Source organism: Nitrosospira sp. TNL200 (assembly GCF_055386305.1).
Genome location: NZ_AP041003.1, coordinates 1,445,574 through 1,461,684, shown reverse-complemented (window position 1 = coordinate 1,461,684; position 16,111 = coordinate 1,445,574). Strand labels below are relative to the sequence as shown.

14 protein-coding genes are annotated in these 16,111 nt (G+C 58.4%); all 14 read right to left on the bottom strand.

The features are described from left to right. Nucleotides 1-183 precede the first annotated feature (183 nt). Complete coding sequence (locus ACZ5CE_RS06460; RefSeq protein WP_464577070.1) at nucleotides 184-924, bottom strand: flagellar motor protein; 741 nt, start codon at nucleotides 922-924, stop codon at nucleotides 184-186. Further along, nucleotides 906-1,634, bottom strand: coding sequence for an RNA polymerase sigma factor FliA (locus tag ACZ5CE_RS06455; RefSeq protein WP_464577068.1), 729 nt, complete (start codon nucleotides 1,632-1,634; stop codon nucleotides 906-908). Before ACZ5CE_RS06455 ends, ACZ5CE_RS06460 begins: the two co-directional genes overlap by 19 nt. Then, entirely contained in the window at nucleotides 1,627-2,565 is a 939-nt protein-coding gene (locus ACZ5CE_RS06450; RefSeq protein ID WP_464577066.1) for a MinD/ParA family ATP-binding protein, read from the bottom strand. The genes ACZ5CE_RS06455 and ACZ5CE_RS06450 overlap by 8 nt, the downstream gene beginning before the upstream one ends. After that, a complete protein-coding gene (gene flhF / locus ACZ5CE_RS06445) occupies nucleotides 2,558-4,411 on the bottom strand; it encodes a flagellar biosynthesis protein FlhF (RefSeq protein WP_464577063.1) in 1,854 nt (617 codons plus the stop codon). Before flhF ends, ACZ5CE_RS06450 begins: the two co-directional genes overlap by 8 nt. Then, entirely contained in the window at nucleotides 4,408-6,489 is a 2,082-nt protein-coding gene (gene flhA, locus ACZ5CE_RS06440; RefSeq protein ID WP_464577061.1) for a flagellar biosynthesis protein FlhA, read from the bottom strand. Before flhA ends, flhF begins: the two co-directional genes overlap by 4 nt. Nucleotides 6,490-6,492: 3 nt before the next feature. Then, the gene (flhB, locus tag ACZ5CE_RS06435) at nucleotides 6,493-7,689 is read right to left on the bottom strand and encodes a flagellar biosynthesis protein FlhB (protein WP_464577059.1); all 1,197 of its coding nucleotides are present in this window, start codon (nucleotides 7,687-7,689) and stop codon (nucleotides 6,493-6,495) included. Between the two features lie 177 nt (nucleotides 7,690-7,866). Then, nucleotides 7,867-8,799 carry a flagellar motor protein MotB gene (gene motB, locus ACZ5CE_RS06430; protein WP_464577057.1) on the bottom strand — a complete coding sequence of 311 codons (933 nt, stop codon included), beginning with the start codon at nucleotides 8,797-8,799 and terminating at the stop codon, nucleotides 7,867-7,869. Nucleotides 8,800-8,946: 147 nt separating this feature from the next. Further along, nucleotides 8,947-9,807 (bottom strand): flagellar motor stator protein MotA, encoded by an 861-nt coding sequence (motA, locus tag ACZ5CE_RS06425; RefSeq protein WP_464577055.1) that lies wholly within the window; start codon nucleotides 9,805-9,807, stop codon nucleotides 8,947-8,949. Between the two features lie 584 nt (nucleotides 9,808-10,391). Then, on the bottom strand, nucleotides 10,392-10,940 hold the full coding sequence (gene flhC, locus ACZ5CE_RS06420; RefSeq protein ID WP_464577054.1) for a flagellar transcriptional regulator FlhC: 549 nt from the start codon (nucleotides 10,938-10,940) through the stop codon (nucleotides 10,392-10,394). A 74-nt stretch (nucleotides 10,941-11,014) separates the two neighbouring features. Then, on the bottom strand, nucleotides 11,015-11,335 hold the full coding sequence (flhD, locus tag ACZ5CE_RS06415) for a flagellar transcriptional regulator FlhD (RefSeq protein ID WP_464577052.1): 321 nt from the start codon (nucleotides 11,333-11,335) through the stop codon (nucleotides 11,015-11,017). 261 nt (nucleotides 11,336-11,596) lie between these two features. After that, nucleotides 11,597-12,424 carry a PP2C family protein-serine/threonine phosphatase gene (locus ACZ5CE_RS06410; RefSeq protein WP_464577050.1) on the bottom strand — a complete coding sequence of 276 codons (828 nt, stop codon included), beginning with the start codon at nucleotides 12,422-12,424 and terminating at the stop codon, nucleotides 11,597-11,599. A 119-nt stretch (nucleotides 12,425-12,543) separates the two neighbouring features. Next, nucleotides 12,544-13,740: a hypothetical protein gene (locus tag ACZ5CE_RS06405; RefSeq protein WP_464577048.1), complete on the bottom strand. Its 1,197-nt coding sequence runs from the start codon at nucleotides 13,738-13,740 to the stop codon at nucleotides 12,544-12,546. Nucleotides 13,741-14,092: 352 nt separating this feature from the next. Continuing rightward, complete coding sequence (locus ACZ5CE_RS06400; RefSeq protein WP_464577046.1) at nucleotides 14,093-15,109, bottom strand: zinc-dependent alcohol dehydrogenase family protein; 1,017 nt, start codon at nucleotides 15,107-15,109, stop codon at nucleotides 14,093-14,095. Between the two features lie 44 nt (nucleotides 15,110-15,153). Beyond that, nucleotides 15,154-15,729 carry an NADPH-dependent F420 reductase gene (locus ACZ5CE_RS06395; RefSeq protein WP_464577044.1) on the bottom strand — a complete coding sequence of 192 codons (576 nt, stop codon included), beginning with the start codon at nucleotides 15,727-15,729 and terminating at the stop codon, nucleotides 15,154-15,156. Nucleotides 15,730-16,111 lie beyond the last annotated feature (382 nt).

Below are 16,111 nucleotides of genomic sequence, written 5' to 3'. Positions count from 1 at the left end.
CTCATATGGTATTCACATGCTCCGGAATCAAACTTCCAATCATGTATCCTGCATGGTAACGGCAGGATGGGTGGAGTGAAACGCAACCCATCAAAAAACTCCACCCATCCTGCGCAAACTGCATAATCCACAATGCATGTCAATGGAATATAACGTTCCACTGGAACCAAATACGGGTTTTGCTCATACCCCATATCCCTTCAGCCTCCCGGCTATCAGCCTGGGATTCTCGCCGCTCGCGATCCCCACCAGCCCGTCCACCATCATCTCGCGCATCAATACCTGGCGTGAGATCAGGGTCTTCAGCTTGTTGGCCATGGGCAGGAATGCGAGGTTCGCCAGCCCCACGCCATAGATGGTTGCCACGAAGGCAACGGCGATCCCCGCTCCGAGATTCGCCGGATCGGACAGATTTTCCATGACCTGGATAAGCCCCATTACGGCTCCGAGGATGCCGATGGTGGGCGCATATCCACCTGCCGCCTCCCAGACTTTCGCTCCCTGGCGGTGCTGGTCCTCGAAAGCCTGTATTTCGACTTCCAGTACCCGTTTCAATTCTTCCGGCGGGGTACCGTCCACCACGAGCTGCAACCCCTTCCTGATGAAAGGGTCGTCGATTCCCGCGATGTGCGGATCCAGCGAAAGCAGCCCTTCCTTCCGCGCCGAGTTGCTCCAGGCGAAGACGTGATCCACCAGCGCCCCGGCATCCAGCAGTGGCGGCATGAATATCCAGCGGCTCATCCTCATGCCGAGCAGAAACTGGCGCACCGGGCTTTGCAGCAGCACGGCCCCGAGGGTGCCACCCACCACGATGGCAAATGCCGTGAACTGGATGAGCGAGCCCGGGTGGCCCCCTTCGAGTGTCTGGCTGCCGAAAACCGCTATCAGGGCAATGACGATGCCCGCTATGCTATTGAAGTCCATGCTCCCTCCTTGAGTTTGGCGCGCAACCGCGCAACCGCCTGGTTGTGAATCTGACATACCCTCGACTCGGATACGCCCAGCACTGCGCCGATTTCCTTGAAATTCAGCTCCTGCTCGTAGTACAACCCCATCAGCATCTTTTCCCTCTCCGGCAGATCGCCGATCGCCTCGATCAACAGTTCGCGCAAATCGTCGTTCAGCAGGCTTGCCAGGGGATCGGGCTCGGCGCCGGAACAGTTGCGCTCCAGGAAATCGTCATCCCCCTCATTCACGAAATCCTCGTAATGGATGAGCTGGGTCCCATGGGCATCCATCAGCATCTGCTGGTAATCGGCAAGCGGCACCTTGAGTTCCGCGGCGATTTCCGTTTCCGCGGGCGGACGGCCGAGGCGATGCTGCAATGCCTGCACTGCCGTCTCGATCTGGCGCATGCTTTTGCGCGCGCTGCGCGGCATCCAGTCGGTCTGGCGCAATTCATCCAGCATGGCGCCGCGGATACGCTGGGCCGCATAAGTCTCGAATTGCGCTCCCGGTGTTTCCTCATAGCGGCTCAGCGCCTCCATCAGACCCATCATTCCTACCTGGATGAGATCGTCCACTCCCACGCTGGGCGGCAGCTTCGCCATCATGTGGTTCGCGATGCGTTTCACCAGCGGAGCGTACTCGGCTACCGCGGGCTTTCTATCGATGACACCTGCTGCGTTATACATGATCACTCCTCGTTTCCTGGATGGTTGCGCTGCTCTGCCTGGCGTGTTGATCGGAATGGCTGGGCTGGTCGCCAGCGAGCCGCGTGAGGCTTTGCATGAACCCGCGCATCCCGCCGTTGTTCGCGTCTTCGGACGTCCAGTTGAAAAGCGATTCCGCCGCGCGGCTGAAGGCGACGGCCGACTCGGATGCGGGGAACAGGTCTATGACCGCGCGGCCGCGCCGGATCGACTGCCTGAGCTTGTCGTCCGGCGGTATGAAGCCGATAAAATCCAGCGATACCGAAAGATAGCGGCTCGCCACCCGGGCCATGTTATCGAATATCTTTTTCGCTTCCGTTGCCTCGTTGACCTTATTCACCAGCACGCGGAAGCGCTGGCTGCCGCCATTGCCGCTTATGTGCTTGATCAAGGCGTAGGCCGCGGTGATGGACGCGGGCTGGGATGAAACCAGGACCGCGATTTCGTGGCAGGGGAAGACAAGCGAGAGCAGTTTGCTGGCGTGGCCAGGCGCCGCATCGACGAGTATCACGTCCACGGGAGGCGTCAGGCTCCCGAACGAATCGACCAGGTGAGCCTGATCGTCCGGATTGAGCTTGTTCAGCACTCGCATACCGCGTCCCGCCGGCAGGATGCTGAATCCGTCGTAATGCTGGATCAGCACCTTGTCGAAAGCCATGTCGCGGCGAATCACGTCCAGCAGATCCCGATGCGCGCTGAGTCCCAGCGTTCCGCCCAGGTTGCTGGCGCTCGCATTCTCGTCGATTATCAGCACCTTTTTGCCGCTTCGCACCAGGGCGGTCGCCAGGTTGATCACCGCGATGGTCTTGCCCGCGCCCACGCTGCCCGAGATCACGGTTGCGGCATGCAGATTGCTGTCCTGCACCAGCAGGCGGCGCAGGCCCTCGGCCTGGTCCTGTATCGGATTAGCCAAGGCGGCCTCCATTCATTTCGAGACCGGCCACCCTCCCGATTCCCCCCCTCATCAGCAACGGAAATGTGTTTTCCGGCATGGCAAAGGGAGAAGCGGCAGGCAGGTTATCGAAGGCGTCGCCAACCAGGTGATCCGCATTGCCAACATGCAGATCTTCGGGAACTCTTTGCCCAGTAGCAGCATAGTAGAGCTTCAATTGATGGCGGATGACAGTATCGAGCACGCCGCCGGTGGTAGCCGCTTCGTCCAGCTTGGTAATGATCGTCCCCGCGAGGCCGCCGCCCTCGTAGGCGGAAACGACTTCATTCAGCGTATCTCCGCTGGATGAGGCATTGAGCAGCAGCAGGCGCTTGACGTCCGTGCCGCAGCCGGAAAGCATCGCCACCTGTTCGGCCACCATCCTGTCGCGCTGGCTCATGCCGACGGTATCGATCAGCACCATGTGCTTGCCCCTCAGTTCCGACAGGGCCAGGGAAAGATCCTGCTGGTCCTTTACCGCGTAGACCGTGACCCCCAGGATCTTGCCGTAGATGCGCAACTGCTCATGGCCGCCTATCCGGTATCCATCCGTAGTCAGCAAAGCCAGCTTGTCCGCGCCATGGCGCACCACGCAACGTGCGGCGAGCTTGGCCGTGGTCGTGGTCTTGCCCACCCCGGTAGGCCCCACCAGCGCATATACGCCGCCTTGTTCCAGGATTTCGTTTTCATTGGCAATAGTCTGCAAGTTGGCTTTCAACACGGTCTTGATCCACTCCATGGCCTTGCGTTCTTCCAGGCCCGCGGGAAGCCGTTCCAGCAGTTCATGCGCCAGCGCGGCGCTGAACCCGGCTGCCAGCAACTGGCCGAGCACGTGGCCACGGCTGGGGTCGCGGCGCTGCCGCTCGGTCCATGTCAGCGTAGCAAGCTGATGCTCGAGCTTGCCGCGCATCGACCTGATTTCGCTGAGCACGCTCGCTGCCACCTGGTCGGCAACCTGGCGGGAATCGAACGCGGGCTGGCCAGTCGCTTCGGATACCGCATCCTGCTCCCGTGCCTGCGATTTTACCGCCTTGCGGACAGTTGCCGCGGCGCGCCGTTTCCTGGGGCCTGCTTCCACCTCATGATCCCGGATGTTTTCTTCCTTCGGCCCAGGAATGGCTGGCTCGTCGCCGTTTTCGGACTGGTGCAACGCCCCATTGCCGGATGCCGTATCCACCATGCTTGCGGCAACGTTCTTTCCGGCCCCGAACGCAGGGAGGGTTGCGGCACTGGCGTTCTCCGGCATCCGCTGGGTATTCCCGGCAGCGGGCGCCAAAGGCTCGCGCGCTGCATCGGCACCGGTTGCGAAGTTCGGAATGTTCGATACCGGGGAACGTGGAGGCCGTTGCTGCTGCTTATCGAACGCGGGAAACTTGAATCGCGGCAAACTATGGGCCGCAACAGGATTGCTCTCCGCTTCTTCCTCTAACCACTCCTCCTCAGATTCCTCCTGCTTGTTCCGCCCGCCTTGTTCCACCGGCGGCGCCATGAATGGAGAGATCTTCCGGGATTGCGCCGTTTCTTCCATTTTCAACGCCCGATAGACGGAGGCCTTGGCACTTTCCTGGCCTGGAGCACGGAATCCCGGTTGCTCCGGCTCCGCATCATTCCTGGATTCATCCAGCCGGGTTCTGTCCACCGCACCCTTCGCTGCGGCTTTCCCCGCTGGCGGCATCAGCGCCGTGATGTCTTCCGCGCCGAGGGCGAGGATTTCGACCCCGCCATCGACCGAGCGGTTGGAAAGGATGACTCCATCGGGACCCAGCGCATCCCGCACCATGCGTAATGCATCCCGGGTGGTGGCTCCAAAAAACCGCTTTATGCTCATGCTCTCGCTCCTAGAATAGTGGTGACTTTGATGTTGCTGGAATCGGGTACTTCAGCGTGCGACAGAATCCTGAGTTGCGGCAGCGCGCGCCGCAGGAAGCGGGCGAGCAGCGTCCTGAGCGGCGCCGGCACCAGAAGCACCGGAGCGATGCCCATCTGCTCCTGGCGCTGGCTCGCGCCCATGGCTTCGCGCAACAGCGTATCGGCCAGCCCTGGCTCGATGCCGGTATTGCTGGGGCTAGCCTGCAATGCCTGGACAAGCAGTCTCTCCAATCCGGTATCCAGTGCCATGACCTGCAATTCGCCCATCTGCGGCGCGATCTGCTGCACGATCGCCCTTCCCAGCGCAACCCGCACCAGGGCAGTCAGTTCGTACGGATCCTGCACTCGGCTCCCATGTTCAGCCAGTGCATCCAGAATCGAGCGCATGTCGCGTATGTGCACATTTTCGTCCAGCAGGTTTTGCAGGACCTTTTGCACCGTCGAGATGGGAAGGAGCTTGGGAGTGAGGTCTTCCACCAGCTTGGGAGATTCCTTTGCCAGCCGGTCGAGCAGTTGCTGTACCTCCGTGCGGCCCAGCAATTCCGCTGCATGGCCATGCAGCAGATGATTCAGGTGGGTAGCCACTACGGTGCCGGCATCCACCACGGTATAACCGAGCATTTGCGCATGGTCGCGCTGGCCGGCTTCGATCCACAAGGCGGGAAGCCCGAATGCGGGATCGCTGGTGGCGGCGCCCGGCAGGCTGCCGGAGACATTTCCGGGATTGATGGCGAGATACTGGCCGATATTGACTTCGCCCGCGCCAATGGATACGCCCTTTATGGTGATGCGGTATCCGTTGGGGCGCAGTTCCAGGTTGTCGCGTATATGCACCGAAGGCGGCAGATACCCGATTTCCTGCGCAAATTTCTTGCGCACGCCCTTTATCCTGCGCAGCAATTCGCCATCCTGCGCTTTATCGACCAGCGGGATCAGGCGGTAGCCCACTTCGAGGCCCAGGATATCCACCGGCATGACGTCATCCCAGCTCGCGTCCTGCACCTCCGCCGGCGCTTTGGGCGCCGCCGTTGCTTGCGCCGCCACCGCCCGCTTCTCCCGTTTGATCATCAGATACGCGCCGCCGCCCAGCACCGCGGCCAGCAACAGGAAAGCAACATGGGGCATGCCGGGTATCGTGCCCATCAGGCCGATGATCGCAGCCGTCAGGATCAGCACTTGCGGCTTCATGAAAAGCTGCGTGATGAGCTGCCCGCTGATATCCTCGTCGGTGCCTACGCGGCTTACCACCAGGCCCGCCGCCGTGGAGATGATAAGCGCCGGTATTTGTGCCACCAGCCCGTCGCCGATGGCCAGCAGGGTGTAATTATGCGCCGCGGTGGAGATATCCAGACCGTGCTGCAGCACGCCGACGATCAGGCCGCCGATCACGTTGATGAATAGAATCAGGATGCCCGCTATCGCGTCTCCACGCACGAATTTGCTGGCGCCATCCATCGAACCGAAGAACTCCGCTTCCTGGGCAATGGCGCCGCGCCGTTTGCCAGCCTCCTCCTCGCCGATGAGGCCGGCATTCATGTCCGCATCGATGGCCATCTGCTTGCCGGGCATCGCATCCAGGGTAAACCGCGCGGCGACCTCGGCTATGCGCCCCGCACCCTTGGTGATGACGATGAAATTGATGACCATCAGGATGAAGAAGACCACGATGCCAACCGTGTAGTTGCCGCCCACCAGGTAGTGGCCGAAAGCCTCGATGACCTTGCCTGCCGCATCCGGCCCGGTATGGCCTTCCATCAGCACGATCCGGGTGGAGGCAACATTGAGCGACAGCCTCAGCAGCGTGGTCAGCAGCAGCACGGTGGGAAACGCGGCGAACTCCAGGGGTTTGTGCGTATGGATGCTGACCAGCAGCACCATGATGGAAAGAGCGATATTGAAGGTGAACATCATGTCCAGCAGGAAAGCCGGCAATGGCAGCACCATCATGCCCAGGATCATGAGTATCAGAAGCGGCCCTGCGAGGCCCCTTGCGTTCACGCCGCCGAAGAAAGAGGAAAGACTGGCAATCGCGTTCATGGGTTAACGGGCCTCTATGTCGGTTTCTGTCGGGGATGCGGAGGATGGGCTGTTCAGCGGATCCATATCGGCCGGCACCGCAAGCGTAGCGGGCGGAACCGGCGCCTTGCGGCCCGCCATCGCATTCGGGCCGTATTCGCGATAGCGGCGCAGCTGATAAATATAGGCCAGCACTTCGGCCACGGCGTTATACAGCGCATGGGGAATTTCGTCGCCCAGTTCGGTGTGGGTATAGAGCGCGCGCGCCAGCGGCGGCGCTTCAAGCACCGGGATGTCATGCTCCGCGGCGATTTCGCGGATTCTCAGAGCCAGCAGGTGCGCACCCTTCGCAACCACGCGGGGCGCGCCCATCTTGCCATCCTCATATTTCAGCGCAACCGAGTAATGCGTGGGGTTGGTGACGATGACGTCCGCCTTGGGGATTTCGGCCATCATGCGCCGCCGGGCAATCTCGCGCTGCTGGGCGCGTATCCTGCCCTTGACCTGCGGGTTGCCCTCCGTTTCTTTTGCTTCCTGCCGCGCTTCTTCCTTGGTCATCCTGAGCTTGCGGTGATGGTCCCATAGCTTATAGGGCACATCCACCGCTGCGATCAGGATCATGGTGCCGGCCACGGCAAGAAAGCTCATCGCCACCAGTTCGCCCATGTGGCCGATCCCTGCCGCCACAGGCGCCGCGATCAATGAAAGCACGGCCTCCTTGTGATGCCAGATGGTCCATACTCCGGCGCCGCCGATCAGCGCGGCCTTGAGGAGGGCCTTCGACAGTTCGACCAGGCTGTGCATGGAAAACATCCTGCCCAATCCGCTTGCCGGATTGAGCCGGCTAAACTTGGGGATGAGTGCATTCCAGGTGAACAGCCAGCTCGAAAGCAGCATGGGCGCGGCGAGCGCCACCAGGAGCATCAGGACCAGGAAGGGAGCAAGTGCAAGCAGGGCGTGTATCGATTGCCCGAGCAAGCGCTCGGAAAGCAGTTCCGCATCGAAGCCGACGTCGCGGGACACTTTCATGCCGTCTTTGATCAGGCCGGCAAGCTGGCCCGCAATATGGCCACCCATGAACCACATCGCGGCACCCGCAGCGATCAGGGTGGCAAAGGTGGATAGTTCCGGAGAACGTGGAACCTGGCCTTCCTCGCGGGATTTCTCCAGCTTCCTGGGCGACGCAGGTTCTGTTTTTTCGAGATCGCTCTCTTCGCTCACGCCTCACTCCGATATCTCGTTCATCAAGGCTGCCAACGCTACGATCGGCTACCATTGGCGAGCATTATCGAACGGCCCGGGCGCGGGTCATCGAGGGAAAAGAGAGAAATTCCTGCCGCTATTCGGCGTTAAGAAATATCATCAAAAAAAATCAGATCATGGAATGAGCGCATTTTCTCATCCGGCCTCGGAAGGCTCCGGGGTCTTGGCATTGATCGTGGCGGCATCGCTCTTGATATCCATGGTTGTCCCGCCTTCCTGGGTGACAGCCTCCGCCGCCTTGTGGCTCATCACGACGATGCTGATGCGCCTGTTCACGGGGTTGACGGGGTTGATCTTGTCGAACAGCACGGCCGAACTCAACCCCACCACGCGCATGATCTTTTGTTCGTTCATCCCACCCATGACGAGCTGGCGGCGTGAAGCATTGGCGCGATCGGCGGACAGCTCCCAATTACTGTAGTTTTTTTCTCCGCTGGCATAGGGGGTGGCGTCGGTATGGCCCGCGAGGCTGATCCTGTTCGGCATTTCGTTCAGCACTCCGCCAAGCTTCTGCAGGATATCCCGGGTATAGGGCTGCAGATCCGCCTTGGCAAGCGCAAACATGGGACGGTTTTTATCATCGACAATCTGGATGCGCAGTCCCTCCGATGTAATGTCCAGCAGCAGTTGATTCTTGAAGTCGCGCATGGTCTCGTTCGAGGCGATCAACCGTTCCAGCCGGCTCTTCAGGTCCTCGAGCTTGATTCTGTCCAGCCGTTCGAGCTCGGCCTGGGCCGCCTTGAGGTTGCGAGGCTTGCTCCTCTCGCCGCTTACCTTCCTGGCCTGGCCGACATTCATCGTAATATCCCTGCCCCCTCCCTGGATCACGCTGGCACGATCTCCGGTTCCGCGGGCCTTATCCAGAGGAGTCTTCACCGGGGTCTGAAAATACTCCGAAAGCCCCTGCAACTGCTCCTCGCTGGCCGAGCCCAGCAGCCACATGAGCAGGAAGAATGCCATCATGGCGGTGACGAAATCCGCATAGGCGATCTTCCATGCGCCCCCATGATGGCTGCCATGTTTTTTCACTTTTTTGATGATGATGGGGCGCTTCTCGGTCGCGGTCATGGTTTACTTCCTGGAATCATCCATCCTGAACCCCCCTGCAGCGAACTTGCCATATGGCTGAACCTCGAGTGCCGTGGAAAGTCTTCGTGGATCATGGCTCTAAACTGGAAATGAGCGGTCGATTGCCGGATTCAGATTCAAGATCGCCTATTTATGCCTTGCCTGCCTGACACGCTCTTCCAGTTCCACGAAGCTCGGGCGCTCGGTCGAATACAGCGCCTTGCGGCCAAACTCGACCGCCAGGGCGGGAGCGTAGCCATTGATGCTGGCAAGCAATGTCATCCGGATGCACTGCAGCATCTTGGTCGACTCCTCGAGTTTTTGCTCCAGCACGACGGCGCACGGTCCGACGAAGCCGTAGCCCAGAAGAATTCCCAGGAAGGTGCCTACCAGCGCCTGCGCTACCAGCACCCCCAGCTCCGAGGGCGGGAGACCAACCGACGCCATGGTATGGATCACGCCCATCACAGCGGCGACAATGCCGAATGCGGGCATGCTGTCTCCCAGCTTGGAAATGCAGTGCACCGGAATCTGGCCCTCCTGGTGGTGCGTCTCGATTTCATTGTCCATCAGGTTCTCGATCTCGAACGCATTCAGATTGCCTCCCACCATCAAGCGAAGATAGTCGGTCATGAACTCGATTGCCTCATGATCCGCCAGGACACTGGGGTAATGTGAGAAGATCGGGCTCTCGCCCGGATTGTCGATGTCGGACTCGATGGACATCAATCCCTCCTTGCGCACCTTCGCCAGGAGATCGTAGAGCAGCGCCATGAGGTCCATGTAAAGCATCTTCGTATACTTCGGGCGATGAGCAACCCTGGGCAAAGCCTTCAAGGTCGCCTTCAGCGCCTTGCTTGTATTGCCCAGCACAGAGGCGCCCACTGCGGCCCCCCCTATCATCAGAAGCTCCAATGGCTGATACAGTGCGGCAAGGTGTCCGCCCGCCAGTGCAAATCCTCCGAATACTGAGCCCAGAGTGATGAGGCATCCTACAATGATCAGCATTTTTTCCGGTACTCCGTTTCGATGATTGATGCTGCGTGTCCCCGCTCTTGCGGAACTTTCAATTCGTTGGCTCAATGCAGCCGGCATTGCCGGCAATTGCGCGAACGCCCACCCCCAGGCGGCAGCCGTGCTGCATTGAAACATTCACTTCTGTAACGGCGGGAACCTGGCAAACTTTAACGGGAGCAAGCGAAAGAAGCGCTGGAAAACCAGGCGGATAAAGCGTTTTGGGCTTAGCGGCAGGACGCAAAAAAAATGCGGTGTGGCAGCCTCAATATAGGGGGATTGAGAATGCCCGCACCGCAGCGGAAATCAGGGGCCGGTTAAACCTGAATCCGGCAGTTGATCGCTCATTTTTAGTTTAGAACCATGATTCACCGAGACTTTTCTCGGTACTCGACACTCATCTATAATGGTGGGTTCGCTACAGGGCGGATTGTGCGATTTTTGCGGCACATGGCTGCGTTGCAACTCCTTGGAATGGAATGGCCATTGCGCGTCGCAGCACCTTGCCCTGCATTCCAAAAACCGCACACTCCACCCCGTTAAACTGCCGGATTCAGGTTAAAGCCCGTAAAAGGGAATCAGGCCGCCATGGCGGCGTAGGTCAGCGTACGCGGCTTGCTGGTCTTGCCCGCGCGGGAAGGAACATTGCACAGCCCGCAGACGAAGCGATGGGTGAGATCATGCGCATGAACCACGAAATGGCCGCTGCATTGCCCGCAGGAGGCTGTTTTCAACATTTTTCCTTCAAAAAAACGCACCAGGGTCCAGGCGCGAGTCAGACTTAGCACGGGCTCCATCTCCGCGACTTCGCAGTGCTCCAGGTAGAGCTTGTAGCTTTTGATGATTGCCTCGATTCCGCGGCACTCGGCATGGGCTGTCAGATAGCTGTAAATATCGGCGAATACGGAAGAATGAATATTGGGTTGCCAGGTCAGAAACCAGTCCTCTGAAAAAGGCAGCATGCCCTTGGGGGGAGAAACGCCCTTCAATTCCTTGTAAAGCTTGATCAGGCGTTCGCGGCTCAGACTGGTTTCGCTTTCCAACAGCTGGAGGCGCGCTCCGAGATGGATCATTTCCATGGCAGTCTGGATTTCCCTGGCTTCCGACGCTACGCTCTTTTTCCGCATGATATTTCCCCTATCGTTGGAGTACTGTTTTTTATCGATGAATCTTGTCGGCTTCGCTTGCCCTTGCCCGGCGCCTAGGTGATCTCTTCCACCGGCTGGCCTGCCATGAGGATGGCCGCATGGGATTGGGACATCGTTTTTTCCTTGCCGCTATAATTCGCCAGCATGCCAAATACCAGGTTGTCGTCGAACCGGATACGGCAAAGCATCATGTTGGAGTTGGATAATTTGAGAATCTGGCTGGGGGTCAGCACTGCCAATATGTCAGCGATGTCCTTGCTGATCCCCAGGCGGAAGATGGCCATGTCCTTGTCGGCAAGGACCATCTGCTGGGCCAGCATCAGGTAGGTCAGGTTGAGATCCCTGATTTCCGTGGTCAATTCGTTCGCTTTCATTTTGCCCCCAATGTGTTGTTGAGGACTTCATTGTGCCCATGGGACGATGTTCCGGAAATCGGAAGGCCTCTGATTCGCGCGTAGGAAATGGATGCGTTTCCATGTAGGAAAATTTCCTACATGCGCAGGAAAAGCGACGCCATGTCCGGATGGCCCGGGAGAAGCTCCGGAAAATGAATGCCGGCGCGCAGAGTGCTTTTTAAAGGAGCATGCCGACTCAACGGCACGGCTGCCTCGAACTTTAGGGAAATTTTGCGGAATTCAGGCAGCCACTTCGCAAAGCACGACGGTAACGTTGTCCCTGCCCCCCGCCGCCAGCGCCTGTTCGATCAATTTCAACACCTTTTGCTGGATGGATTTGTGCGAAACGAGTATTTCCCGGATCTCGGCATCCTCCAGCATATCGGTCAGTCCATCCGAGCAGAGCAGGAAGATATCGCGGTCCAGCGCATTCCCCCTCAGCAGGTCGAAAGGCACGGCGGCATCCGGTGCATTCATCGAACTCCCGCCAGTTGAGCTCATGCTTCCGCCGAGAACCTGGAACAGAATATTCTTTCGAGGATGATGCCTTGCTTCCTCCGCAGTCAGCTCGCCGTTATCCACCTGAAGCTGCACCAGGGAGTGATCCTTCGTCAACTGGCATAAATTTCCTTCCCGCAGCAGATAGACCCTGCTATCTCCAATATGGCCGATTACATAATCATTTTCATGGATTATCAGCAGGTCCGCAGTGCATCCCATTCCCTTGTCATGCGGGTGCTCCACCACATGCCTGGCTATGAGCCTGCTTGTCCGGTTGAATACTTTTTCCAGCAGATGCTCGTAACCCGCCACGGGCGAGGCGGCGGTAGCGGCGTGCCGCAATTCGCCATTCGCGTGCATCCCGGGAGTCCCGCCGGAGTCTTCGCCGCCAAAAACGCTACGCGCAGCCTCGATGAAATACTTGCTGGCAATTTCCCCGGCGGCTGCGCCGCCCATGCCATCCGCCACTCCAAAGAGGCCGATTTCCGGCATGACGCAATAAGCATCTTCGTTGTTGGTGCGCCGGAGCCCGATATCGGTGGCTCCGGCAGACAGAAGCCTGGTCATTCAGTCAGTTTTGCCTGCAAAAATTCAAGATCGGATCGGTTCATCTGTCTTCCTTCGCCAACTGCCTGTCCCGCACTTCTGTGCTTGCGCCAATCGGTGTCCGCCAGAATGGCGGTTGCTCACGGAAACTTTCGATCCAATGCAGCATAGAAGGACCTGATCCGTGATTTTATGCTCGCTGCTCCGGTTCTGTCTTCTTTCGCCAGATCATCCACCAGCGCTTCTACAGCCGGCCGTTTCTGCCTGAATTCCGCCACGACAGCTGAAATATCCACAGGCTTGAAGAAAGGATTGTTAAAATTTGGCAGTTCAGGAGCGGAATCATCCGGCCTCACCCAGCCGGCCAGGTCGTAATCGTAGGGAAAAACGATCCATTTGCCATCGGTTTCGACTACCTTCATATTCCAGAGGCCGCGGGAAGCGCTGGTGTCGTCGGGTGAAATGCGCAGGATCCAGTCATAGTTTGCGACCAGTGACTGGAACAGCATGAGGCGGATGATACCCCGGGGGTCTATGGGCTCGATTTGCGAGCCTGCATCCCGCGCATCTTTTTGCGCTTCCGTGAGGCTGGTGAAAATGTACTGCGTATCGGAATCCTTGATGGGCGAATCCGCGGCGCGGATTTCCTTTCCTTTCGCATTTTTCACAAAGGTCTTGATATTCTCAAGGAAGAAACCCGGCATGGGCTGGTTCACCGCGAACCCGCTGGGCTGCGGCTCGACCGGACCTCTCCCCGTAGTGCTGTCGATATAGCTGAAGCTTGTCGCCGCGGCCTGGAAACCGGGAACGCCCAGAAGCTCCTGCACCTTGTATACCAGCGCTTCCCGATGAGGCGACAGGCCTCCCCAGACACGGTGGAAACGCTGGGATGCCCCCGGCTTGCCTCCGCAGTGGGTGCCTATCCCCACGGAATGCAGCCCGTCGAACAGCGTGCCCTTCGAGACCCGGTCATCGGTTGCACGGTCTTTTTCGAAACTGATCGTCATTTTCGGGAATGGGCATTCCGTTTTAGCCTGGCTGGTGTTTCCTCGCAACTGCACTTGCACCGGAAGATCATGCGAGCCAGAACCGTCCTTCCACGAAAGCCTTCCGGGAGCCGTAAAATCCCTTATGTCTTCTGGCACCTCGGCGTTTGGAATGGCGCGATGGTTCCACAAATCTCCGAAATCCGTCTTCAGGGTGAATACGATTTTCTCCTGCGTGGAAAATATCGGCGCGTTGCTATGGCCAATGCCGGTACTATCAGCTTGCGCCGGGAAAACAGCGCAAGCGGCCAGAACCGCAAGAGTTGCCCAGCTGATCAAGCACTTTCTCATGGCTGTTCTCCTAATATGGTCGAGATAATCGAGATAATCGGGATAATCGGGATGCTTAAAAAATACCGGGCACCTGGATACAAATTTCCAGGTCTCGCGGCATGCATCAACTCCAATTGAAATATAGACCAGAAATGCCGGATATGCGCGAGTGAAAGGGCCGCGAGCAACTGGCCGCATCAAAAGGAATGGGAGAAGGGACGAGCCAGCGATGAGAAGGGTCTCAAGGTTCCGGGTTCCGGGTTCCGGGTTTTGAAGGCCTGCGTGCATGGGTTGGGCACTCCGGCTCTTCCCGGAACATTATGATTCCTCCTGAATCGATCCGCTGAATCGATCCGCTGAATCGATCCGCTTAGGCAGCGCCGGCCACGACCGTTTTCCCGAAATGTTTTGCCGCCTGCTGAAAATGATAGGCGTAGATCGCATGCTCGAAGGGATACGAGCGGGCAATGACAGGATGTAAACCAGCTTCGGAAATGGCGCGGTTCATTTCCGTGAACATCGCAACCGAACCGGTATTGATGCCTATCAAGCGTATCGAGCGCTGCATCAGCGGCAGCGGATCTATGTGCCCAAAGCCGGAAACCAGGCCGATCAGCGCCACGGCTCCCCCGAACCGCACGGATCGCATGGACCGCTCCAATGTTTGCGCGCCCCCCACCTCCACCACGATATCGACGCCGCGGCCAGCGGTCAGTTTCATCACTTCCTGATCCCAATCCGGCGTCTTCTCATAATTGATAAGATGATCGGCGCCCATCGCCCTGGCCTGCTCCAATTTTTCGTCGCTGCTTGAAGTCTGAATGACAGTCGCACTGTGCAATTTGGCAAACTGCAAGGCGAACAGGCAAACGCCGCCGGTTCCCAGCAGCAGAACCGTCTGGCCTGCCCGGATGCGCCCGGCTTCCACCAATGCATGCCAGGCGGTTACGCCTGCATTCGGGAGGGTGGCCGCTTCCTCATAACTCAAATGGTCGGGAAAGGGGATAACGGCACGCTCTGGAAGCACCACATATTCGGCCAGCATGCCATCGATCGAACCGCCCAGAGACCGCAGGAAAACCTCTTGCGTCAGAGGGCCTGCTACCCAGTCCGGAAAAACGCAGCCTGTCACACGATCGCCCACCTTGACCCGGGTTACGCCCGAGCCGACCTCGACCACATCGCCAGCGCCATCCGAAAGCGGAATGACGTTGGGTTTGACTCCCCCCGGATATTCGCCATGGGCCACGATGAAGTCCCGGAAATTCAGGGAATTCGCCCTCACGCGAATAAGCACGTCGCCCCCGCCGGGCTCAGGCCGGGCCAGATCCGTGCACAATGCCAATCCGTCGATGCCGCATGCTTGCCTGAGTTTGAAAGCTTTCATTGGTTACACTTCCTGTTCATATTTCCCTGCATCGGCCATTTTCCTCAATGTATGAATTTGAAACCGGTATCCGTGCCGTTACCCAGGGTATACCCTAGCTGGATAATGAAATACCCCAATGCCTCAAGCTGGCGGGCATTGCTGAGCGGGCCGGCATCCACCGCATCGAAACCGATGGCCTTGCCCATCTCCAGTGCCGCGGCGCGTGCCTGCTGATCGTCGCTCGCCGCAAATAGCGTAAGCTGCTCGCCTGCCACCGTGCCCTTATCCATGTGCTGGGCGAACACGGTGTTGAAGGCCTTGACGATATGTGCGCCAGATGCCTTCTTTTGCAGCTCTTCCGCGCCGCTGGTCGAAAAGCCCAGCGCGAGCTGCATGTCCGGGGTCAGCGGATTGGTCGCGTCCACCACTATCTTTGTGTCGATCGTTTCCGCGAGTTGATGCAGCACATCATCGATCGCGCCGAAAGGAACCGCAAGGATAATGATCTCACCCCATGCGGCCGTTTCCTTGACTGCTTCCTTTCCGCTATTGCGTACGTCATAACCCGCCCGGTCCAGCCCGCGCTTCAGCGCGCTTCCGACATTGCCTTTTCCGATGATTGCGATTTTTTGTTTCATGGCGTCCTCTCCATCAGAGATATGAAAAAATCGTGGGACCCGCAACAAAATGCGCGAAGGTAGAACTTGCGGCCTGGCTTGGGCCCGAGATATCACTCTACGCAGTATAGTAACTAGGGCCTGTTAACACTTCAAAGTAACTCATTGAACTCGAAGCATTACCCAGAATCCTCACATCTAAATAAAACTTTTGCAAACAATGATATATGTAATATGTGTTAACAGGCCATAGTAACTGCATGCAACAGATCCAGACCAGGAAAAAAGAACCTCTGAACATGCCCTCCGCCCCTGTAGCCACCCCGCTATAATTGACGTGTTTATATAGCCGCTTTTATGCCCTGCCCACCCGGGAATTATTGTCGCCATTATCGATCAAATG